Source organism: Streptomyces sp. NPDC055749 (assembly GCF_053617235.1).
Map to the genome: position 1 here is coordinate 37,509 of NZ_JBSHFH010000024.1, position 23,240 is coordinate 60,748.

The window sequence follows — 23,240 nt, forward strand, 5'->3', positions numbered from 1 at the left end:
TTCCATGGTCCAACAGGGGCAAATCAATGACAGGTTGACGAAAGATGACATGAGCCGCAATGCGCGCGTACTGTCCCGGGGCATGGCTTGGCGCAACGCCGTCAACGGCGTCCTTCAGCAGCTCACCGGATACCAGCTCAGGCGCGTTCCCGTGCCCGCTCCCCGCTCCGGTGCCCCCGTCACCGCGCCTGCGGCGCCCGCACCCGAGCCGAAGCCCAAGCCGAAGGCCAAGGCCGGGCCGCAGTTCCCGGCGGACTACGACGACGAGGCGAAGGACATCATCCGTGCGGTCAAGCCGTACTCGATGACCTCGCCGGAGCGGCTCAACGCCTTCATCCTCGCGACCCGTCACATCGCCCGTCACAACATCCCCGGCGACATCGTCGAGTGCGGTGTGTGGCGCGGCGGTTCCATGCAGGCATGCGCGAAGACGCTGCTCTCGCTCGGCGAGACCGAGCGGGACCTGTACCTCTTCGACACGTACGAGGGCATGACCCCGCCCACCGAGGAGGATCTGCGGCTCGACGGCAGGTCGGCGCAGGAACTGCTCGACGCGCAGGGCAAGGACCGGCCGATCTGGGCGGTCGCATCCCTGGAGGATGTCCAGGCCGGGTTCGGACACGTGCCCTACCCGAAGGAGCGCGTCCACTACGTGCGGGGCAGGGTCGAGGACACCGTCCCGGACCGTGCGCCGGAGCAGATCTCCATCCTCCGCCTGGACACCGACTGGTACGCCTCCACCAAGCACGAGCTGGAGCACCTCTACTCGCGCCTGGTGAGCGGCGGTGTGCTGCTGATCGACGACTACGGCTACTGGCAGGGCTCGCGGCAGGCGGTCGACGAGTTCCTGGAGAAGACCGGCGAGCAGTTGCTGCTGCTGCGCATGGACGAGGGCCGTATCGCAGTCAAGCCCTGAGCTCCGTCAGGACCCCACGAGCCCCGTGCCGCACCGGTACGGGGCTCGGTCTTTTCACCGACGCCCGACCGCCGGCCGTCACTCGAATGGCTGCCATCGGGTGACCGGGGCGGGGCCCGGGTTGTTACCCCCTGGGGCGCGTCCGGCCCTGATCCGCCGGACACCGGCCCCAGACCCCCAGGTTGTCCGTCCGGAAGGATCGTGCACAGCGCATGGCACCCCGTCTCACCGTCGTCGTCCCGCTCTACAACGTCGAGGAGTACCTCGGTGCATGCCTGGACTCGCTCGCCGAACAGACCATGCCCGACCTCGAAGTCGTCATGGTCGACGACGGTTCGACGGACGGAAGCGGGCAGGTCGCCCGGGAGTTCGCCGCGCGGGACCCGCGCTTCCGGCTGATCACCCAGGAGAACGCCGGTCTCGGTGCGGCCCGCAACGCCGGAGTCCTGGAGGCCCACCGGGACGGGGAGTTCCTGACGTTCGTCGACAGTGACGACATCGTGCCGCCGGGCGCGTACGAGCTGATGCTCGCCGAACTCGGCCGCTCGGGCTCCGACTTCGCCACCGGTAATGTGCTCCGGCTGCGCGCCAACGGCGCGCTGGAGCAGTCGCCGATGTTCCGCAAACCGATGGAGAAACGGCGGTCCGCCACCCATGTCACCCGGGACTGGGTGCTCCTCGGCGACCGCATCGCCTGCAACAAGGTCTTCCGCAGGTCCTTCTGGGACCACCACGCCTTCGCGTTCCCGACGGGGGTCCTGTACGAGGACATCGCCGTCGTGCTGCCCGCCCACTTCCTGGCGCGGTCCGTCGACGTCGTCGAGGAGCCCGTGTACCACTGGCGGGACCGCGCCGGCTCGATCACGACGCGGCGTGCGGTGCCCCGGGGCATCCGCGACCGCGTCACCGCCGTCTCCACCGTCAGCGGGTTCCTCGCCGCGCGGGGCATGGCCGAGGCCAAGCGCCGGTACGACGAGCACGCGCTCTCCGGTGACCTCTGGCTGTTCATCGCCGCACTCCCGGAGGGCGACGCCGCGTTCCACGAGGCGTTCCTCGAACACGCCAACACCTTCGCGGCCACCGTCGACCCGGCCGTCGTCGACGCGCTTCCCCTGCATCTGCGGGTCAAGTGGCAGCTCATCAGGGAACGCCGGATGCCGGAACTCCTCGCCCTGCTCGCGTACGAGAAGCCCGACCGCGACACCTTCCACGTGCGCGGCCTGCTCCGGCCCCGCGCGCAGTACCCGGTCGTCGACGGCCCGCTCCCGAGCCGCACCACCGCCCTGAGCGCCGCCGATCTGCCCGTACACGCCCACCTCACACAGGCCGTCTGGCGCGAAGGGCTGCTGCACCTCAAGGGGTACGCCTACGTCCGCAACGCACCGGGACGCCCGGCCGGCACCGGCTGGCTGAGATCCGGGCGCCGCGTCCTGCCGCTACGCGTGCGCACCTTCCGTACGGAAGAGGCCGCCGCCCGCTCCGGCCGCACCCTGCACCGCTACGAGCGGTCCGGCTTCGAGGCAGTCGTCGACCCCCGCAAGCTCGCTGCCAGGGGGGCGGGAACGGGCGGCCGGAGGACCTGGAAGCTGGAATCCGTCGTCCTCGGCGCAGGCAGGCCGCGCCGCGGTCCGATGCGGCTGCTCGGCAACCCGGCGGCCCCCGCCGTCGTGTACACCGACGAGCGCACCCGGATCGTCCCCGCCCTGTCGGGCAACAAGCTGGAGCTGCGCACCGACCGGATCGACGCCGTCCTCGTCTCGCACACCGCCACCGGGGACGGCGTACGGATCGAGGTACGGGTCCTCGACGGAAGCGAGCCGACCGCCCTGCGCGTCCAGGAATGGCGTACCAAGGAGACCCGCGAATTCCCTCTGGGACTCAGCGGCCCGGACGGGGCGGCGGACGGCACGGTCGTCGCCGAGCTGCCGCTGACGGCCTTCCGCGGCTCCGACGGGGTGTGGGGGGTCCAACTGGTCGGCGGGAAGCGCCGGGTGACGGTGGCCGCCCGGCCGGAGACCGCGTCGGCGCGCTACCCGCTCGCGGGTGGCCGCGAACTGTACGCATCCGCCAACCCCTCCGGCGACCTGGTCCTCACCGACCGCGCCGTGCAGCCGGTCGTCGAGCGGCTCTCCTGGACGGAGACCGGGGAACTCGACATCGAAGGCAGCCTGCCCGGGACGTACGACAGAGGCATCGAACTCGTCCTGCGCCACAGCGGGCACCAGGAGGAGAGCGCCTTCGCGGCCGAGACCGTGGCGGGCGTGTTCCGCGCCGGATTCGACCCGGCTGCCGTCGAGGGGCTCGGCGGCACTCTCCCGCTCGCCGAGGGCCGTTGGTACCTCTTCCTGCGCGAACGGGGCGAGACCGACCCGGACGCCTATCTGCCGGTGCGGGCCGGGACGCCGCTCCACGCAGGGCTGCCCCTCCGGCGCGAACCGGCGGGCGGCCGGCTCTTCACCCTGGAGCGGCGCTTCCACGACCGGCTGGCCCTGGAGTCCGGCAGCGCCCTGCCCGTCGCGGACCGGGGAGCGTACGGACAGCGCCGGCTGCGCGAGCGGTACGCCACCCTGCGCGGGGAGGGGGAGCTGCGCAGGGCCGTCCTGTACAGCAGCTTCGACGGACGCCAGTTCTCCGATTCGCCCCGCGCGGTCCACGAGGAGCTGGCCCGCCGCGACACCACGCTCGAACACCTCTGGGTGGTCCGCGACGAGCAGGTCCGCGTACCGGCCGGAGCGCGCGCGGTCGCGCTGCACAGCGCCGAGTGGCACGAGGCGCTGGCCCGCAGCCGCTGGATCGTCTCCAACACGCAGCTGCCCGAGTGGTTCGAGCGGGCGGACGGCCAGTTCGTCGTACAGACCTGGCACGGCACCCCGCTCAAGCGCATCGGCCGCGACCTGGCGGGCACCCCGACGGCGGACGCCGCCTACATGGCGTCGATGCCGCACCGCGCCGCCCAGTGGAGCGTCCTTGTCTCGCCGAACACCTTCTCCACTCCGGTCATGCGGCGCGCCTTCGGGCACACCGGCGCGGTCGTCGAGTGCGGCTACCCGCGCAACGACCTCCTGTACGCCCCCGACCGGGAGAAGGTCGCCGACGCCGTACGGGAACGGCTCGGCATCCCCGACGGCAAGCGCGTGATCCTCTACGCGCCCACCTGGCGCGAGGACCGGCCCAAGAAGGGCGGTCGCTACGGACTCGACCTCCAACTCGACCTGGAACACGCCGAGAAGGAACTCGGCGAGGACAGCGTCCTGCTGGTGCGCCGCCACTACCTGGTGGGCGGGAGCATCCCGCGCGGCGAGTTCGTCCGCGACGTGTCGCGCTACCCGGACGTCGCCGAGCTGATCCTGATCAGTGACGTCCTGGTCACCGACTACTCGTCCCTGATGTTCGACTTCGCCGGGACCGGCCGCCCGATGGTGTTCCACACATACGACCTGGAGCACTACCGCGACACCCTGCGCGGCTTCTGCTTCGACTTCGCCGCTCGGGCACCGGGGCCGCTGATCCCCACATCGGCGGGTGTGGTGGAGGCCCTGCGGGACCTCGCGTCCGTCAGCGAATCCCATCGCGACGCCTACGCCAGGTTCCGTGAGTCTTTCTGCGACCTCGACGACGGCGGCGCTGCGGCGCGGGTCGCCGATCTGATGCTCAAGGGGGAGCAGGTATGAGCGCACCGGACCCGACGGTCGTGAACGCACCGGACTTCAGCTGTGTGGTCACCGGCGGGGGAGGGGCCGCCGCGCTGCGGGCGTCCGTCGACTCCGTGACCGGTCAGAGCCTGCGGGCCACCGAGGCCCTCGTCGTCCTCGCCGCCGGCTGCGACGCGGACACCCGGGCGGCGGCCGACGCACTCGCCGCGGCGAGCCCCGGCCGGGTCCGCCTCCTCGTCGCGGAAGGGGACGCGAGCACCACGGCGGCCATGCGGAACATGGGACTTGATGCCGCCGGGGGTCGTCATGTCCTCGTGCTCGGCGAGGGCGAACGGCTCCACCTCCACGCCTGCCGCAACCTCTTGGAGGCCGCCGAACGCACCGGAGCCGACCTCGTCGCCGGCCGCTGGAGCCGGCTCACCGGGGACGGCGTGAAGGAGCAGGAGCCTCCCTGGCAGCACCAGCTGTTCGCCCGCTCCCGGACGCTCGCCCGCTTCACCGACGCACCCGAACTGACCGTCAGGGACGCCCTGGTGACCGGATTTTGTGTGCGCCGCGAGGCCCTGGAGCGGCACGGCCTGCGGTACGAGGACGACCTCACCCGCAGCGAGATCCTGTTCGGGCCCCTGGCCGCCGCCGCGGTCGGCCGCATCGCCCTCGTACGCAGACTGATCGTGACCGGGCGGGCGGCGGACGGGCCGGACGTCGCCGGATCGTTCCGGGCCCACCGCGGCGTATGCAACACGCTGGTCGCACAGGGTCTGCACGAACTGCGCGAGCAGCGGGAACGCGCCTTCGCCGTCGACCGGCTGGTGCCCCTCGCCCGGAGTTTCCCCCGGCTGCCCGCCGCCGAACGCGACCGGATCGCCGCGGCCACCGCCCTCGGCCTGGCCGGCAGCGTCCCGGGCCCGGTCCGGGAGACGCTGCCGCCCCTCGAACGCGTCGCCGTCCACCTGCTCGCCCAGGGCGACGCGGACGGCGTACTCGCGGCGGCGTACGCCCTGAGCCGCCCCGGGACGGTGGCCGCCCCCCTCACCACCGGCGACGACGGACGCGTCCACTGGCCCGCCGGGGACAGCGGTCAGGCGGCGCCCGTCGGCCTCGACGTCACCGAACTCGGCCATCAGTACCGCACGTTCGGTGAGCTGCGGCTGATGAACAGGCTCACCCGGTGCACCACCGACAACGGACAGCTGCTCCTGGAAGGGCACCTGGTCCTGCCCTCCCACGCCGGACCCGACCCCGAACTTCCGCTCACCGCACAGCTGGAGTTCCGGGTGCGGGACGGCTCGCGCGCCTTCCGCTTCCCGGTCGGTGAACTGCGCCGCGAGGCCACCGGCATCCGCTGGCGGGCCCACGCCGACCTCACCCGCGTCCTGCGCCCGCTCGGCGCACGGGACACCCTGTGGGACGCCCGCCTGTTCGTCGAGTCCGGTGACGCCCGCAACGTCAGCGACCTGTTCGCCGCCCACGACCTGCTCGGCCGGGCGGACCGCTTCACCGCCAGGCCACGCCTCGGACGGCTCGCCGGAGACACCTGGGAGCCCTACGTCACGCTCAAGGACCACCTGGCCCTGCGCCTCGTGGCCCGCAGCCGCCCCGCCCGCGTCCTGCGCCGCCTGGTCCACTACGCCACCCACTTCCGCCCCGCACGCAAGGCCCAGCTCCTGCTGCGGGCCCTGCGCAAGCGGCGCGACCGGTTGCACTCGCGCGCCTTCAAGGCCCCCGTCTACAACACCTGGCTCTGCCGGCTGCCCGTACGCAAGGGCTCCGTCGTCTTCGAGAGCCACATGGGCAAGTGCTACGGCGACAGCCCCCGCGCCATCCACGAAGAGGTCCGCCGACAGGGCCTCGCGCTGCGCTGCGTCTGGTCGTACGAGAGCTCCCCCAAGGGCTTCCCGGCCGACGCCCGGCTCGTACGGCGCTGGTCGTGGCGGTATCTGTGGGCGCTGGCCAGGGCCGAGTACTGGGTCGACAACCAGGGCTTCCCGCAGAACCTGCGCAAGCGCCCCGGCACCACCTATCTCCAGACCTGGCACGGCTCGGCGTACAAGCGGATGGGCTTCGACGAGACGCGCGTCCGGATGCAGAACGCCCCGCAGCGCCAACGCCTCCAGGAGGCCGTGCACCGCTTCGACCACTTCCTCGTCCGCTCCGGGCACGACGTGAACACCCTCGCCCGCGCCTACCGGCTCCCCGCCGAGCGGCTGCTGGCGACCGGCTACCCCCGCAACGACGCCCTGGCCGCCGCGCGCGCCAGGGACGAGGCCGAAGGGCGGCTGCCGCGCCCGGCGCTCGCCGAGGAGCTCGGCATCCCCGACCACAAGAAGGTCGTGCTGTACGCGCCGACGTTCCGCGGCGGCACCGGGAAGCGCAAGCGCCGCCGCCTCCTGCTGGACGTGGCGCGCTTCGCGCAGCGCTTCGGCGACGAGTACACCCTGCTCGTGCGGGCCCACTACCTGGAGGCCGCGAGGCTGCCCGTGTGCCCGCCCGGGACGGTGCTGGACGTCTCCTCGCACCACGACGTCACCGAACTCCTCACGCTCGCCGATGTGCTGATCACCGACTACTCGTCGATCATGTTCGACTACGCACTCCTCGACCGCCCCGTCGTCCTGTTCGCGCCCGACCTCGACGCCTATGCCGAGGCCCGCGGCAGCTACTTCGACCTGCGGGAGAAGGCACCGGGTCCGGTGGCGGAGACGGAGGACGAACTGTTCGCCGTGATGGGCAGGCTCAAGGCCACCGACGTCGAGTTCCAGGAGGCGCGCGCCGCGTTCGCCGAGGAGTTCGGCGGCTACGACAAGGGCGACGCGGCCCGTACCGTCGTCCGGACCCTCTTCGCCCGCCATCTGTCCCGCAACACCGAGGAGGCAGGCCGATGAGCCGCAGCCGTGACGTGTTCCTCGTCTCCAACAGCACGGACGAACTCGGCGGAGTCACCGGCTGGACGCACCGGACCGCCCGGCTCTTCCAGCAGCGCGGACACCGGGTGCAGGTGATCGGCATCCACGCGTCGGAGCTGAAGATGGCGCTGCCCGAAGCCCCCGGCATCCCCGTCACCGCCCTCTACCCGGCCCACCCGCCGACCCCTTGGGCGCCCAGGAGTCTGCGGGACCGCTTCCGGCTCCCGGCACGCCGCAGGGAGGCGGCCAGAGCCGAGGAGAAGCGGCACGCGGTCCGGCGGCTCTCGGAGATCTTCCGCTCGGCGCCGCCCGGGGCCGTCGTCGTCGTCACCCAGGTGTGGGCCATGGAATGGGTCGGCGAGGCCGACACCTCCGGCCACCGGGTCATCGGGATGAGCCACGAGTCGTACGACTACTCCCGCGCGAGCCACCGCTACCGCTGGATCAAGAACCACTACAGCGCCCTGGACCACTGGCTCGTCCTCACCGCGGAGGACGCCGACATCTGGGCGGGCGACGGCATGAACAACGTCGGATTCATGCCGAACGCCCTGGCCGGGCTGCCCGAAGTGCCCTCCCCGCGCACCGCGACGAGCGTGGCGAGCATCGGCAGGCTCAGCGACCAGAAGGGCATCGACATGCTCCTGGACACCTGGGCACTGGTGGCCCCGCAGCGCCCTGAATGGCGGCTCGCGGTGTACGGGGCGGGCGAGGACGAAGCGGAACTGAGGGCCCGGTGCAGCGAACTGGGCCTGGACGGTTCGGTCGAGTGGAAGGGCCGCACGGACGACGTGCCGGGGGCCCTCGCCGACGCCTCGGTCTTCGTGCAGTCCTCACGCGGCGAAGGCTTCCCGCTGGCGCTCATGGAGGCGATGGCGAGCGGTGTGCCGTGCGCCGCCTTCGACTGCGCGCCCGGCGTACGGGAGATCGTGCGCGACGGCGAGGACGGCCTCCTCGCGGCGCCCGGGGACATCGGCGCCCTCGCCGACCGGCTGCTGCGGCTGACCGGCAACCCGCGGATGCGGGACGCGATGGGGGAGCGGGCACGGGCCAATGTGCAGCGGTTCTCCGAGGCGGAGACCGTACGGCGCTGGGAGGAGCTCTTCGACTTCCTGGAGCGGTGAGCTCCTCCCGGCGCGCGGACGGGCTTGATCTCACCCGCCCATGGACTCCCGCACGGCGGTCTGCCGGGGCAGCGCCCCGATGGGCCGGCGTTCCTTGAGCGGTACGGGCGCGGGCAGCCCGGCCGTCTCGCCCAGGAAGACCCGGCGCACCACCCGCTCGGCGGCGTACCCGTCGTCGTACGGACAGAACCGGCTCCGGAACGCCGCCCGCAGCTGTGCGGAGCGGGAGCCGCGCCAGTGGTCCGTGGTGAAGATGTCGAGCAGTTCGTCCTGGCTGCGCGCGACGACTCCGGGCGGGAACGCCTGGAGGTCGAAGTACGTCCCCCGGGCCGCCTCGTACGCCTGGCTGTCGTCCAGGTGGATGACGAGCGGGCGGTCCAGGTTGGCGTAGTCGAACATCAGTGACGAGTAGTCCGTGATCAGCGCGTCCGATGCGAGACACAGTGTCTCCAGCGACGGATGGTCGCTGACGTCGATGATCCGGGGGTGCGGGGTCCGGCGGGCCGGGGCCTTCGGGGCGCTGTGCAGGTAGTGGGAGCGGGCCAGGACCACATAACGCGGTCCGAGCACCTGGAGGAGTTGTTCCAGGTCCAGGGAGTGCCGCTGGGAGCGCCGGTAGTCGCGGTGCGTCGGCGCGTACAGGATCGCGGTGCAGTCCTCGGGGATGGAGAGCGTCTCGCGCAGTCTGGCCACCTCCTGCGCGTTCGTGCGCTGGAAGACGTCGTTGCGCGGATAGCCGTACTCCAGCGTCGTGTAGCCGGAGGGGTAGGTCCGCTCCCACACGAGCGTGGAGTGCGGATTGGCGGAGAGGGAGTAGTCCCACTTGTCGATGTTGCGCAGCAGCTGATCGAAGTCCGTGGTCCCGGCAGCGGCCGGACGGTCCCGCAGGTCCGTCCCCATCGTCTTCAGCGGCGTCCCGTGGTGGGTCTGCAACAGCACCTGACTACGCCTCTTCACCAGCCGCCGGTCGAAGTTGACGTTGTTCACGAGGTACTTGGAGCGGGCCAGTGCGGTCCAGTAGCGGTACGTCCCCGGGTGCAGCGTGCGGGTGCTCGTGGGCACGGTGTGCGCGTCTTCGGGACGGCAGATCCACGAGGTCCGCAGTCCGGGCACCAGCTCGCGGGCCTTCGCCTCGATCGCCGCCGGGTTGCAGGCGTAGCCCCGGTTCCAGTAGGCGGCGAACACGGCCTCGCGGGAACGGACAGGCAGCCGCAGCTGGACGCGGTAGTGCAGCTGGAGGAGGGTCCCGCGCACCACGTGGCGCAGCGAGGCCGCGCGCAGCCCCAGGGCGCCGCGCAGCCGCTGCGCGGCCCACAGCAGACGGTACGTGCGGTGGGCGCCCAGCCGGAACAGACCGTGGCGCATGCGCGCGCGGCGCGGGACGCGGGCGCCCGGTGTGCGGTAGCGGGCGCAGTGGGCGCGGGCGCGGCGGAAGAACTCGGCGCGCGTGCCCTGCGGCAGCCGTCCGTGCGAGGTGAACAGGGTCGAGAAGTGGTCGAGCATCCGCCGGAACATCACCGGCCGCCACACGGCGAGTTCGGGGCGTGCGTCGATGAACGCGAAGACCCGGTCGTACTGGTCGAAGACGTCGAAGTGCCGGCGGCTGGTGGTGGAGAGGATGTTGCCCCGGCGCCGCTGGCGGTAGCCGACGCACACGGCGTCGAGGACCGCGACCGATCCGGCGGCCATCAGCACCGGATAGGTCCAGGGTGTGTCCTCGTAGTAGCCGGGCGGGAAGGTGAAGCCCTCGGCCTCCACGAACTCGCGGCGGTACGCCTTGTTCCAGACGACCATCAGGACCTTGAGGAGTTCGGGGCGGTCGGCGAGCCGGAAGGAGCCCGGCCCGGTCTCGGCGAGGTGTATGGCGAGCTGGTTGCGGACGGTGTCGCCGTTCCAGTACACGCGGGTGTAGTCGTAGACGAGGACGTCGGGACCACCGGTCTCCGCGATCCGGTCGGCGATGGTCCGGAGCGCGTCCGGCAGGAGCGTGTCGTCCCCGTCCAGGAAGATCAGGTAGTCCCCGGTCGCCCTGGCGATACCGGCGTTGCGCGCCGGGCCGAGACCGGTGTTCTGCGGCAGATGGACGACATCGACCCGGTGGTCGCGGCCGGCGTACTCGTCGGCGATGGCGCCGCAGGCGTCCGGTGAGCCGTCGTCGACCACGATGATTTCGAAGTCCTTGAAGGACTGGCCCGACACCGAGTCCAGGCACTCGTGCAGATACGCCTGGACCCGGTACGCGGGCACGATGACACTGAACCGGGGCACAACACATCCATGGGTCGGTCGCGGGCGGCAGGTGGCCCGCAAACGGCCGATGGAGTGACATGGTTACGCCAGACGTGGCATTCGGGGGACGTACGCGGTGGAGCGGCCCGGTTATGGGTAACAGGGCCGCTCCGGGTTGACGTGTCGGGCAGGATGGCTACTTCACTGCGCCCGCCATCACACCGGACACGAACTGCCGCTGGAACGCGAAGAAGACGGCCAGCGGAATCACCATCGAGACGAAGGCGCCGGGCGCCAGCACGTCGATGTTGTTGCCGAACTGGCGCACCTGCTGCTGGAGCGCCACGGTGATCGGCGGGGACTCGGAGTCGGCGAAGATCAGCGCCACGAGCATGTCGTTCCACACCCAGAGGAACTGGAAGATCCCGAGCGAGGCGATCGCCGGTCCGCCCAGCGGCATCACCACACGGGTGAAGAGCCTGATCTCGCCCGCCCCGTCGAGCCGTGCGGCTTCCAGCAGTTCGCGCGGGATCTCCGCGAAGAAGTTCCGCAGCAGGAAGATCGCGAACGGCAGCCCGAAGGCCGTGTGGAACATGATCACGCCGAAGGTCGTCTCGAAGATCCCGATGACGCCGAAGAGTTCGGACACCGGGATCAGGGCGACCTGTACGGGCACGACCAGCAGCCCGACGACGATCAGGAACCACCAGTCGCGGCCGGGGAACTCCATCCAGGCGAAGGCGTATCCGGCGAGCGAACCGATCACCACGACCAGGAACGTGGTCGGGACGGTGATCATCACCGTACTGAGCAGGGAATCGGTGATGACCGAATTGTCCAGCAGGCGCTGGTAGTTGTCGAAGGTGAGCTCGGAGGGGGCGGTGAGGACCTTCCACCAGCCGGTCGCCGCGATGTCGTCGGCGCCCCGCAGCGAGGAGAGGAGCAGTCCGATCGTCGGCATCAGCCAGAACAGGCCGACCAGGATCAGGAAGACCCGCATCACCCCGCCGCCGGCCCGGGCGGCGATCCGCGCGCCGAGTGACTGCTTGGCCTTCACCGTTGGCGCTGTGGTCACCGGCGCCCCTCCTTCCGTATCCGGCGGATGTTGAACAGCATCACCGGGATCACCAGCAGCAGCAGGAGTACGGCGATGGCGCTGCCGATCCCCAGGTCGGCGTCCGTGCCGAACGAGGACCGGTACAGCTGGAGCGCCAGCACGTTCGCGTCGTCCTGCGAGGACCCCGGCGCGATGATGAACACCAGGTCGAAGATCTTCAGGACGTTGATCATCAGGGTGACCAGCACCACCGCGAGGACCGGTGCGAGCAGCGGGACCGTGATCCGGCGGAACACCTGCCATTCACTGGCGCCGTCCACCCGGGCCGCTTCCAGGAGTTCACGCGGCAGACCGGCCAGGCCCGCCGCGATCAGTACCATCGCGAAGCCCGCCCACATCCACACGTAACTGCCGATGATCCCGGGCGTCACCAGGGACGGTCCGAGCCAGTCGACGCCGTTGTACGGCTCCGCGAAGTTGGCTGCGGGCAGCCGGACCTGGGCGCCGTCGGCAGAGGCGGGCAGCGTGAACGTACCGTCCGCGCCCGCCGTCGCCGACGCGATCACCTTGCCGTCCTTGACCGCCTCGACCTTGATGCCCTTGAGGCCGAGCTCCTTGGGGTCGACGACATTGGGTTTGCCGCCGCCGCCCTTGGTGAAGTCGAGCCAGGCGGTGCCGGTGATCTTCCCGTCCCCGGCGGTGGCCGCCTTCGCCGGAGCGGCGTCGCCCGGCATCTTGGCCGGTGCCACGCCGACGAGCGGAATCAGGACCGGCTCACCGGCCTTCACCGGCTGCTTAGTGACGAACGAACCGCCGCCGCCCGCCTTCAGCGGATGCACGGGCAGCGGATGCGCCTTGGGGAAGCCCGCCGACTCGGCGAACGTGTCGTGCACACCCACCCATACGGCGTTGGCGACACCGCGCTCCGGTGCCTGGTCGTACACCAGCCGGAAGATGATGCCGGCGGCGAGCATCGAGATCGCCATCGGCATGAAGACGATCAGTTTGAACGCCGTACCCCAGCGGATGCGTTCGGTGAGCACCGCGAAGATCAGCCCGAGGGCGGTGGAAATGGTCGGTGCGAACACCACCCAGACCGCGTTGTTCTTGACCGCCGTACGGATGGTGGTGTCGGAGAACAGGGCCTTGTAGTTGTCGATCCCGGCGAAGCCCGTACCCGCCTGGTCGAAGAAGGACCGGTAGACGGAGTAGACGATGGGATAGACCACGAGCGCGCCGAGGAGCACCAGTGCGGGCAGCAGGAACACCGCCGCGATGATCTTCCGGGTACCGGTCACGCTCCTGCGCGGGCGCTGATGTGGACGCTGGTCTGCGGGGGACACCGAGGCGGTGTCCCCCTTGGCCGCTTCGCTCATCCCGTCAGCTCTTGAACGCCTTGGCCGCGTCGGACTCCAGCTTGGCTTGAGTCCCCGCGATGTCCTTCGGGTTCTTCAGGAAGTCCTGGAGAATCTTCCACTCGCCCTTCCCGGGGGTACCGCCGAAGGACTGCGGTGCCTGGTCGGACATGTCGAACCTGACGTCGTCACCGGCCGCGATCAGTGCCTCGGCCATCGTGCGCTGCACCTCGTTCGGATACGCGGCGGCGTCCAGGCCCTTGTTCGGCGAGATGAACCCGCCCGCCTCTGCCCAGATCTTCGCCGCGTCGGTGGAGGCCAGCCAGGTCAGCAGCGCCTGCGCGCCCTTGCTGTCCTTCAGGGCCACCGCCGCGTCGCCGCCCGTCACCACGGGGGATTCGGCGCCGACCGCCGGGAACGGGAACACCTTGGCGTCCGTCCCGATCTTGGCCTCGGTCTGGGCGATGTTGATGGAGACGAAGTCGCCCTCGAAGACCATGGCGCCCTTGGGCTGGTCGCCGCCGGTGAACGTCTGGGTGACGGACGCCGGGAACTCCGTCTGGAGCGCGCCGTCGGCGCCCCCCGCGATCAGGCTGGGCTTGCCGAAGAGCTGGGCGAGCGTGGTGAGCGCGTCCTTCACGGACGGGTCCGTCCACTTGATCTCGTGCTGCGCCAGCTGGTCGTACTTCTCCGGGCCCGCCTGGGAGAGGTACACGTTCTCGAACCAGTCGGTGAGGGTCCAGCCGTCCGCGCCGCCGACCGAGACCGGGGTGACACCGGAGGCGGAGACCGTCTCGGCGGTGGCCAGGAAGTCCTTCCAGGTCTTCGGCTCGCTCGCGCCCGCGTTCTCGAACGCCTTCGCGTTGTACCAGATCAGGGACTTGTTCGCGGCCTTGAAGTACACCCCGTACTGGGTGCCGTCGACCGCTCCGAGGTCCTGCCAGACCTGTGCGTAGTTCTGGCCCAGCTGGGCCCTCGCCTCGGGCCCCACCGGCTTGGCCCACTTCTTCGCCACGGCCTGCTGGATCGCGCCGACCTGCGGGATCATCGCGACGTCCGGCGGCTGGCCTCCCGCCACCTTCGTACCGAGGAAGTTGACGATCGGGTCCTGCGCCGGGACGAAGGTGACCGTCGAACCCGTGCGCTTCTCGAACTCGTCCAGAACCTTGGTGAAGTTGGCCTGCTCGGGCCCGGTCCACACGGCTGCGACCGAGATCTTCTCGCCGTCCAGTTTCGGTAATACGACGCTCGACGGGCTGGTGGTGTCCTTGGCGGAACCCTTGCCCGGCTTGTCCTTGCCGTCGCTGTCCCCACCGCAGCCGGTGAGGGCCAGTGCCCCGACGGCGGTGCATACCAGTGCGGCCCTACGCATTCGAAGGGTTGTGCGCATCCCTGCCCCGTCTCTCCTGCGCGCATGTGCGCGGAGCGATGGCGCCGCCGATGGGCCTGCGTGCGCTGCCACTCCGTACACATGTCGTGCGTTCAGTGCGTTCACGTCGTCCGTGCGCACAGTCCTACGCCCGGGGCACGGGCGCCGCAATACCGCGATCAGCCCCAACCAGCCGATCGTGATGGCCTCGTGACGTCAGGAAGGGAAGGGGAGGAGCGGGGGCAGTCGCTCCGCGTTCACCGAACGGGCCGCGCGCTCCAGGGCGCTGGCCAGCAGCGCCAGGTCCGTCGGTCCGTTGCCCAGCTCGCGGACGGGGCGCCGGGTGGGCGGATCGCCCATCCGCTCCCACTCCAGCGGGACGACGGTGGGGCGCAGGGTCGCCGTACGGGGGATACGGCCGGTGACCCGGCCGCCCTGGAACGGGGTGACCCGGCCGTCGGGATGCCCCAACCGCCCGCGACCCGGGGCGGGTTCGTCCGGGGACGGTGGTACGGCCGGTGCGTCGAGGATGATCCGCAACCGGGCCCCGCGTGCCAGTTCGGTGTCCTCGGTGCGGTCCGGGCGCGCGGAGGTCGCGACCAGGTGGACGCCGAGCCGGCCGCCGTCCCTGGCCACGGCCTCCAGGGCCCGGACGACGGACCCGGCGGCCGGGCGGCCGGGGCTGCCGAGGGCTGGGGCGACCAGGGCGTCGAAGTCGTCCGCCAGGACGACGAGCCGGGGCAGCGGCGAAGGGCCCGGGTCCGCGGTCCGCGAGGCGGGTCTCAGCCGCAGGGTGCCGGTGGCCGGAGAGTCGATGTCGCCGCGCTGCTCGGCCGCGCTCGGCGGACGCTGGCCCACCATCCGCTGCGACACCTCGTGCCGCGCGTGCCACTCGGCGAAGTCCAGCGGGCCGAGCAGCTCGGCCCGGCGCTTCAGCTCACCGCCGAGTGCCTGGGCGAACTCCCGCATCCTCACGGGATCGGATGCCACCAAGTGCGTGAAGACGTGCGGGAGTTCGGTGCAGGGACGAAGTCCCTCGCCGCGCTCGTTGCCCGCGCCGTCGATGAGCAGGATGCCGAGCCGGTCGGGCCGGGCCGCGGCGGACAGCGAGGCGGCGACGGCACGCAGCAACTCGGTACGCCCGCTGCCCGCGGGGCCCTCGACGAGCAGGTGCGGCCCTTCGTCGGCCAGATCGATACTGAGGGCCCCCCGGGGCCCGGCCCCGAGCACGATCACGGGCCGCCCGGCATACCCCGCCGAAGCGCCGCCGGGGGTGCGGCCGGAGCCGGATGACTCGGCGCCGGGGTACGGGGTTGGTCCCGAGCCCCAGGCGTCCGTTCCGGGGTACGGGGTCCGGCCGGAGTCACGGGTGTCGGGGTACGTGGTCCGGCCGGAGTCACGGGTGTCGGTGCGGGGGTATGGGGTACGGCCGGAGTCGCGGGTGTCGGCGCCGGGGTACGGAGTGCGGCCAGAGCCTGTGTTGTCGGTGCGGGGGTACGGGGTGCGGCCCGAGCCGTGCGTGTCCGTGCCCGGGTACGGCGTGCGGCCCGAGCCGTGGGTCGTGGTTCCCGGGTACGGCGTGCGGCCCGAGTCGCGGGTGCCCCCCTCCGGGGGTGTGCGCTGAGGGCCCACGCGGGCGGCTGTGCTGACCGTCCGCCCCGAGCCCGGGGTGTCCAGGTCCGCGGCCGACGGGCCGGGCGCGGCGGCGGGGCGGGGTGTCGCACCCGGCTGTTCCTCCGCCGTGGAGGCCCAGCGCGCCATCAGCGACGCAGGGGTGGCCCTCGCCAGCCCCAGCTCGTCCAGCAAGCGTGCCGACGGCGGCAGAGCCGCGGCGATCGGGCGGCCCGGCAGGGCCACCGAGCCCTCCTCGCGCAGCGGGGCGAGCGCCCGCCCGAACCGCTCGGCCCAGGCCTGCGACACCGCGTCCACGGCCGCCACGGTGCCGTGGCCCGCGGTCTGTCCGCCCGCCGTACGCAGCAGGCGCAGCGCGGTCGCCACGTCGCCGCTCAGCATGGCGACGGCCCCGCACTCCCGGAACGCGATCGAGGCCCGGCAGGCCGCGTCGTACGTCGCGGCGACCGGAGACGTGGGCGACGAGGCCGGTGTCTCGGCCAGGCAGATCACATGGATACCGGCAGCCGCCCCCGCACCGGCCAGCCTGGCCGTGGTCTCGCGCAGCGCCGCGGAACCGGGGTCGCCGTCGACGATCACCACGGTGTACGGACCTGTGTGCCGCCGGGCGGCCTCGGCGACCGTGGACCGGTCGACGCTCGCCCAGCCCGCTCCGAGCGGCCCCTCGTCCAGCCGGCGCACCAGCTCCGCCGTACGCGCCGTGGCCTGCTCCCGGTCGTACGCCAGGAGCAGCCTGCAGTCCTGCCCGTGCATCGGCCGCAGGTGCGGCAGCCACCCGAGCCACGCCCACTCGCGGCGGCGCTCGTCCGCGCTGCGTGCGCGGTCCGTGCTGATCAGCACGATCTCCAGATCGAAAGGGGAGTGCAGCGCGGCGAGCTGCGCGACCGTCGACCGGGCCAGTCCGGCCAGCCGGGCCCTGGGCCCCGCGAGACCGAGCGAACCGGCCTCCCGCAGGCCCACGGTCACCGGAACGGCAGGCAGGTCGGCGCGGTCGGTCGTCCCCAGCCGTACGACCAGGGCCTCGGGGTGCGCGGTGTCGCGCTCCCACAGGCGCGGGCCGGGTCCGAGAGCCGTCAGGAGCACCGCCGCCGGGTCGGGCCACGTCCCCTCCGGGGCGGCGGAACGCGCGGGCGGCGAGGAGAAGGGAGAGGGCGACGGGGCGGGGGCGAAGGAATCGTCCGCCTGCCCTGCTGTGTCGTGCGCCCCGTCGCCCCTGCCGCCGGCGAGCCGTCGCGCCCAGGCGCCTATGCCGCCGCGCCGGGGAGCCTCCTCCGCCGTGACACGGGTGCCGTGCCCATGGGTGGCGGGGGAGTGCGCCCCGGCCTGCCCGTACCGGTGGTCGTCGTGTGCGGCCGGCCCCTGGCCGCCCCGCGAAGGGGCCTCGCCGTACGCGTGCGCCGAGCCGTCCCCGTAACTCTCCCCGTACTCCGCCTCACGCTGCGAAGGCTCCGGGGTGTGGGCGACGGACGCCCGGTTCACCCGCAGGTGGCCCTCGCCGTCCGGGGCCGTCGGCAGCACGGGGGCACGGGTGCCCGAAGTGAGCCGGAGCGTCGATTCGCCGAGGCGCAGCAGCGCGCCCGGGTTCAGCCGGACCGGCCGGTCGTGGACCTCCGTACCGTCCAGCGATGTGCCGTTCGTCGAGCCCAGGTCCGTCACCGAGACCCGGCCGTCCTCGGAGACCGTCACCGCGCAGTGCAGCCGGGACACGTCCGGGTCGTCGAGGGGGACGTCCGCGTCGGCGGAGCGGCCGATCCTGATCTGCCCGCCGTGCAGCAGATGCACCCCGCCCGCGTCGGGTCCGGCGATCACGTGCAGGTGCGCGGGGACGGCGTCGTCCGCCGCCTCGTCCTCACCGGGCACCTGGAGCGAGAGCACCGCGCCGTCCACCAGCGGTGGCTCACCCAGGGCGATGCGCTGCGCGTCGAGCCGCTCGCGTCCGGCGAACAGCACCACCGCACCGCCGCCCATGGAGCTGTCGGGTCCGGACACGGCCGATGCCAGGCCGGAGGCGACGGCGGCGAGTGCGGTGCCCGCGGGGGCGGTGACGAGCACATCGCAGGCGCGCGCCGGGGTCGGGGTCTGGCCGCTGCGCGGCGCGAGGACGGTCAGCCGGATCTGCATCGCCGTCAGCGGTCCCTTCTGCGCGGGGCGCCCGGCAGGGGGAGATGACCTGTGATTCCCCCCACCCGGCACGGACGCGTCGTCCGGTACAGGTCGTCACGTACCGCGAGGCTCCCGACCCCACAGTTCCGTGCTGGAGGCATCCTCGCACCTGCCACTGACAACACGCCCGGGGGCCAGCACTAAGTGATCTTGAATGGTCGGCTGTGGGCGTAAAAGTGCCTGCTTGGGTCGGTCCCGAAGCCTCCCGCGGGATGCCCGCCGCACTCCGTGAAGCCCTTCTGTACGCCCGTTCGGCAACCATCCATGTGTGCGCTGCGTCTTCTCCCCACACACTCCAGGACACACAGGACACAGCGGGAACACGGTGTGAACGCGACCGGCCGGCGGCCCGTACGACGGCATTAGAGTGGGCCGGAACATCCGGGCAGGCCCGGCGGACCGCGAGCACCACGATCAGCAGGGAGCGCATGACGTGCGGCCTGTAGGCAGCAAGTACCTCCTGGAGGAGCCGCTCGGACGCGGCGCCACCGGCACCGTCTGGCGAGCCCGCCAGCGGGAGACCGCGGGCGCCGAGGCGGCCGTCGCGGGCCAGCCCGGCGAGACCGTCGCGATCAAGGTCCTCAAGGAGGAGCTCGCCAACGACGCGGATGTCGTGATGCGGTTCCTGCGCGAGCGTTCCGTGCTTCTGCGGCTCACCCACGAGAACATCGTGCGCACCCGGGACCTGGTCGTCGAGGGAGATCTTCTCGCCCTCGTCATGGACCTGATCGACGGTCCCGACCTGCACCGCTATCTCCGCGAGAACGGCCCGCTCACCCCGGTCGCCGCCTCCCTCCTCACCGCCCAGATCGCGGACGCGCTCGCCGCCAGCCACGCCGACGGCGTCGTCCACCGCGACCTCAAGCCCGCCAACGTGCTGCTCGACGAGCGCAACGGCCAGATGCACCCGATGCTCACCGACTTCGGCATCGCGCGGCTCGCGGACTCCCCGGGCCTGACCCGGACCCACGAGTTCGTCGGCACACCGGCCTATGTGGCACCGGAGTCCGCCGAGGGCCGCCCGCAGACCTCCGCCGTGGACATCTACGGCGCGGGCATCCTGCTGTACGAGCTGGTCACCGGCCGCCCGCCGTTCGCCGGCGGCACCGCACTCGAAGTCCTGCACCGGCACCTCAGCGAGGAACCGCGCCGCCCCACCACGGTGCCCGCACCGCTGTGGACGGTCATAGAGCGCTGCCTGCGCAAGGACCCCGACCAGCGGCCCAGCGCCGAGAACCTGGCCCGTGCGCTGCGTACCGTCGCCGCGGGCATCGGCGTGCACGCCAACTCCGCCCAGATCGCGGCGGCCGAAGGTGTGGGCGCCCTGCTCGCTCCCGACCCGGCACCCGCCGCGGTGCCGGAGACCCCGGGCGCGGCCGACCCCACGCAGGTGCTGCCGAGCAACGCGGGCTCGTACGACCCGAACGCCTACGACCCCTCGGCCGCGACCAGCGTCATGCAGCAGAGCCCCGTACCGCCCCGCGACGGCGCCCAGGAGCCCGACGGCCCGCACCCGTGGCAGTCGCAGCTCCAGGCGGCGCGCGACCGCAACGAACAGACGCAGGTCCAGTACCTCGACCCGAGCCAGGACCCGCTGCGCCGCAGGCCCCAGCGCCAGCAGCAGCCGCCACAGCCGCCTCAGCATCAGCCGCAGCGCCAGCAGCCCCCGCAGCACCAGCAGTACCCGCCGCAGCAGCCCCAGCGCTACCAGCAGCCGCAGCAGCCCCAGCGGCAGCAGCGCCAGCAGTACGCGCCGCCGCAGCAGCCTCCGCCCCAGCCGCCGGCTCCCCGGCAGCCGAGGCAGCGCAGTTCGAATCCGATGCGCATCCCGGGACTCGGCTGCCTGAAGGGCTGCCTGTTCACCGTGGTGCTCCTGATCGTCGCGAGCTGGCTGATCTGGGAACTGACGCCGCTCCAGGACTGGGTGGCCCAGGGCAAGGGCTACTGGGAGGCGATCGGCGACGCCGTCACCACCGTGACGGACTGGGTCTCGGAGCTGGGCAACGCCGCCGACAGCGTCGAGAACGCCGGCAACTGACGCCGGAGACCGGCGATTCTGTAGCTATGTCGACTTCTGCGGGCCAATTTCGCCCGCAGAAGTCGAGGTTGGCGCCATCCAGGGCACGCAACACCCCGAACGCCGCGTAACTTTGTCGACCGGGGGTCCACCGCCAGCCGCTGAGGGAGCAGTCTTGGCACGGAATATCGGCAGCCGGTACACCGCCCACCAGATCCTGGGGCGCGGCAGCGCCGGCACGGTGTGGCTCGGCGAGGGGCCGGAAGGCCCGGTCGCCATCAAGCTGCTGCGCGAGGACCTCGCGTCCGACCAGGAGCTCGTGGGCCGCTTCGTGCAGGAGCGCACCGCCCTGCTCGGGCTCGACCATCCGCACGTCGTCGCCGTCCGCGACCTCGTGGTGGACGGCACCGACCTGGCGCTCGTCATGGATCTCGTACGCGGCACCGACCTGCGCACGCGTCTCGACCGGGAGCGCAGGCTCGCCCCCGAGGCGGCGGTCGCGATCATCGCGGACGTCGCCGACGGCCTGGCCGCCGCGCACGCCGCCGGAGTGGTCCACCGCGACGTCAAGCCGGAGAACATCCTGCTCGACATGGAGGGCCCGCTCGGCCCCGGCGGCTCGCACCCGGCCCTGCTCACCGACTTCGGCGTAGCCAAACTGATCGACACCCCGCGCCGCACCAAGGCCACCAAGATCATCGGTACGCCGGACTATCTGGCCCCCGAGATCGTCGAGGGCCTCCCGCCGCGCGCCGCCGTCGACATATACGCCCTCGCGACGGTGCTGTACGAGCTCCTCGCGGGATTCACGCCCTTCGGCGGCGGCCACCCCGGCGCCGTCCTGCGCCGCCACGTCACGGAGACGGTCGTCCCCCTCCCGGGCATCCCCGAGGAGCTGTGGCAGCTCCTGGTCCAGTGCCTGGCCAAGGCACCGGCCTCCCGGCTGCGCGCCTCCGAGCTCGGAGTCCGGCTGCGCGAGCTGCTCCCGCTCCTGGCCGGCATCCCGCCCCTGGACGTGGACGAGCCGGACACCGAACCCGAGCCGCAGACGTACGACGAGCAGCAGTACACCCCGGCCGCCGAGGAGCCCCGCAGGCGCGGCGCCGTCCCGCTGGTCCCCGGCTCCTCCCCGGACTCCAACCGCGACACCCACACGAGCATGCGCGTCCCGGCCCCCGACGAACTGGCCGGAGGCCCGCTCGGCACCGCGCGCGCCCCCCGCGCCCCCGGCCGCCCCCGCCCCGGCTCAGCCCGCAACAAGTCCGCAGCGGTCCGTAAGCGCCGCCTCACCCTGGGCGCGGCAGCGCTCGTCCTCGCCGCCGCGGTGGGCGTGGGCGGCTGGCTGGCCACCGGCGGCGACGGCGCGGGGGCCACCCCGCAGGACACCAAGAACTCGGCGCCCGCATCGCCCTAGGGTTGCTCCGGCCCTGCCCGGAGCGAGGGCGATCGGAGACCAGGATCCGGGGGAGGGACAGCTTCACTCGTCCAGCCGTTACGCTGGACCCGTGGCAGTCGTCGATATTTCCGAAGAGCTGAAGTCCCTCTCCTCCACCATGGGGTCGATCGAGGCCGTCCTGGACCTGGATGCGTTGAGGGCGGACATCGCCGCGCTCGAGGAGCAGGCTGCGGCGCCGTCCCTCTGGGACGACCCGGAGGCGGCACAGAAGATCACGAGCAAGCTTTCGCACCTCCAGGCCGAGGTCCGCAAGACCGAGGCCCTGCGCGGCCGCATCGACGATCTCGGCATCATGTTCGAGCTCGCCGAGGACGAGGGCGACGCGGACGCACTCGTCGAGGCCGAGACCGAGCTGGAGTCGGTGCGCAAGGCGCTGGACGAGATGGAGGTCCGCACCCTTCTCTCCGGCGAGTACGACTCGCGTGAGGCCCTCGTCACCATCCGTGCCGAGGCGGGCGGCGTCGACGCCGCCGACTTCGCCGAGAAGCTCCAGCGCATGTACATCCGCTGGGCCGAGCGGCACGGCTACAAGACCGAGGTCTACGAGACGGCGTACGCCGAAGAGGCCGGCATCAAGTCGACCACCTTCGCCGTCGAGGTGCCGTACGCCTACGGCACGCTCTCCGTCGAGCAGGGCACCCACCGGCTCGTCCGGATCTCGCCCTTCGACAACCAGGGCCGCCGCCAGACGTCCTTCGCGGGCGTCGAGGTGCTGCCGGTGGTCGAGCAGACCGACCACATCGAGATCGACGAGTCCGAGCTGCGCGTGGACGTCTACCGCTCCTCGGGCCCCGGCGGTCAGGGCGTCAACACCACGGACTCCGCGGTGCGTCTGACCCACCTGGCGACCGGCATCGTGGTCTCCTGCCAGAACGAGCGCTCGCAGATCCAGAACAAGGCGTCCGCGATGAACGTCCTCCAGGCGAAGCTCCTCGAGCGCCGCCGCCAGGAGGAGCAGGCGAAGATGAACGCGCTCAAGGGCGACGGCGGCAACTCCTGGGGCAACCAGATGCGTTCGTACGTCCTGCACCCGTACCAGATGGTCAAGGACCTTCGTACGGAGTTCGAGATGGGCAACCCCGAAGCGGTCTTCAACGGCGAGATCGACGGCTTCATCGAAGCCGGCATCCGCTGGCGCAAGCAGAGCGAGAAGTAGCCCCACGCGCAGAGCAGTTGAGCCCGGGACGGCCATGAGCCGCCCGGGCTCCTCCATGTTCCGGCCCCAGGGGAGTTGAGGGGGTTGCGTGGTGAATGCGTCACAGTCGTGGTTCCGAATGACTGTCAAGAACCCCCATACCGGTGCGCATTACACGAAACGGCCTTGACGTAATCCTTAACTCTGGACAGGGTGCTCAAGCAGCAT

The 23,240-nt window shown here is 71.8% G+C and carries 12 protein-coding genes; 7 read left to right on the forward strand and 5 right to left on the reverse strand.

Features of this window, described 5'->3' with window-relative positions; translation table 11 throughout:
* Positions 1-49: 49 nt before the first annotated feature.
* From ACWGO0_RS19610 to ACWGO0_RS19625, 4 genes are all read left to right on the forward strand, one after another.
* A complete protein-coding gene (locus ACWGO0_RS19610; protein ID WP_453536139.1) occupies positions 50-916 on the forward strand; it encodes a TylF/MycF/NovP-related O-methyltransferase in 867 nt (288 codons plus the stop codon).
* A gap of 212 nt (positions 917-1,128) precedes the next feature.
* Positions 1,129-4,587, forward strand: coding sequence for a CDP-glycerol glycerophosphotransferase family protein (locus ACWGO0_RS19615; protein ID WP_453536142.1), 3,459 nt, complete (start codon positions 1,129-1,131; stop codon positions 4,585-4,587).
* Positions 4,584-7,454 carry a CDP-glycerol glycerophosphotransferase family protein gene (locus ACWGO0_RS19620; RefSeq protein WP_453536145.1) on the forward strand — a complete coding sequence of 957 codons (2,871 nt, stop codon included), beginning with the start codon at positions 4,584-4,586 and terminating at the stop codon, positions 7,452-7,454. The genes ACWGO0_RS19615 and ACWGO0_RS19620 overlap by 4 nt, the downstream gene beginning before the upstream one ends.
* Entirely contained in the window at positions 7,451-8,599 is a 1,149-nt protein-coding gene (locus ACWGO0_RS19625; protein WP_453536148.1) for a glycosyltransferase, read from the forward strand. The genes ACWGO0_RS19620 and ACWGO0_RS19625 overlap by 4 nt, the downstream gene beginning before the upstream one ends.
* 30 nt (positions 8,600-8,629) lie before the next feature.
* Here the strand turns inward: ACWGO0_RS19625 and ACWGO0_RS19630 are convergent, their stop codons facing one another.
* The 5 genes from ACWGO0_RS19630 to ACWGO0_RS19650 all read right to left on the reverse strand — a co-directional run bounded on the left by ACWGO0_RS19630 (position 8,630) and on the right by ACWGO0_RS19650 (position 18,362).
* Positions 8,630-10,867, reverse strand: coding sequence for a bifunctional glycosyltransferase/CDP-glycerol:glycerophosphate glycerophosphotransferase (locus tag ACWGO0_RS19630; protein WP_453536151.1), 2,238 nt, complete (start codon positions 10,865-10,867; stop codon positions 8,630-8,632).
* Positions 10,868-11,024: 157 nt separating this feature from the next.
* Positions 11,025-11,903, reverse strand: coding sequence for a carbohydrate ABC transporter permease (locus ACWGO0_RS19635; protein ID WP_453536154.1), 879 nt, complete (start codon positions 11,901-11,903; stop codon positions 11,025-11,027).
* Positions 11,900-13,261 carry a carbohydrate ABC transporter permease gene (locus ACWGO0_RS19640; protein ID WP_453536157.1) on the reverse strand — a complete coding sequence of 454 codons (1,362 nt, stop codon included), beginning with the start codon at positions 13,259-13,261 and terminating at the stop codon, positions 11,900-11,902. Before ACWGO0_RS19640 ends, ACWGO0_RS19635 begins: the two co-directional genes overlap by 4 nt.
* A 4-nt stretch (positions 13,262-13,265) precedes the next feature.
* Positions 13,266-14,630, reverse strand: coding sequence for an ABC transporter substrate-binding protein (locus tag ACWGO0_RS19645; protein ID WP_453536160.1), 1,365 nt, complete (start codon positions 14,628-14,630; stop codon positions 13,266-13,268).
* A 195-nt stretch (positions 14,631-14,825) separates the two neighbouring features.
* Entirely contained in the window at positions 14,826-18,362 is a 3,537-nt protein-coding gene (locus tag ACWGO0_RS19650) for an FHA domain-containing protein (protein ID WP_453536163.1), read from the reverse strand.
* A 475-nt stretch (positions 18,363-18,837) separates the two neighbouring features.
* On the opposite strand from ACWGO0_RS19650, the gene ACWGO0_RS19655 reads away from it, so the two are divergent.
* The 3 genes from ACWGO0_RS19655 (at position 18,838) to prfB (ending at position 23,033) form a co-directional block, all read left to right on the forward strand.
* Positions 18,838-20,442 carry a serine/threonine-protein kinase gene (locus ACWGO0_RS19655; RefSeq protein WP_453536166.1) on the forward strand — a complete coding sequence of 535 codons (1,605 nt, stop codon included), beginning with the start codon at positions 18,838-18,840 and terminating at the stop codon, positions 20,440-20,442.
* A gap of 154 nt (positions 20,443-20,596) precedes the next feature.
* On the forward strand, positions 20,597-21,835 hold the full coding sequence (locus tag ACWGO0_RS19660) for a serine/threonine-protein kinase (protein WP_453536169.1): 1,239 nt from the start codon (positions 20,597-20,599) through the stop codon (positions 21,833-21,835).
* A 91-nt stretch (positions 21,836-21,926) separates the two neighbouring features.
* Entirely contained in the window at positions 21,927-23,033 is a 1,107-nt protein-coding gene (prfB, locus tag ACWGO0_RS19665; protein WP_453536172.1) for a peptide chain release factor 2, read from the forward strand.
* Positions 23,034-23,240 lie beyond the last annotated feature (207 nt).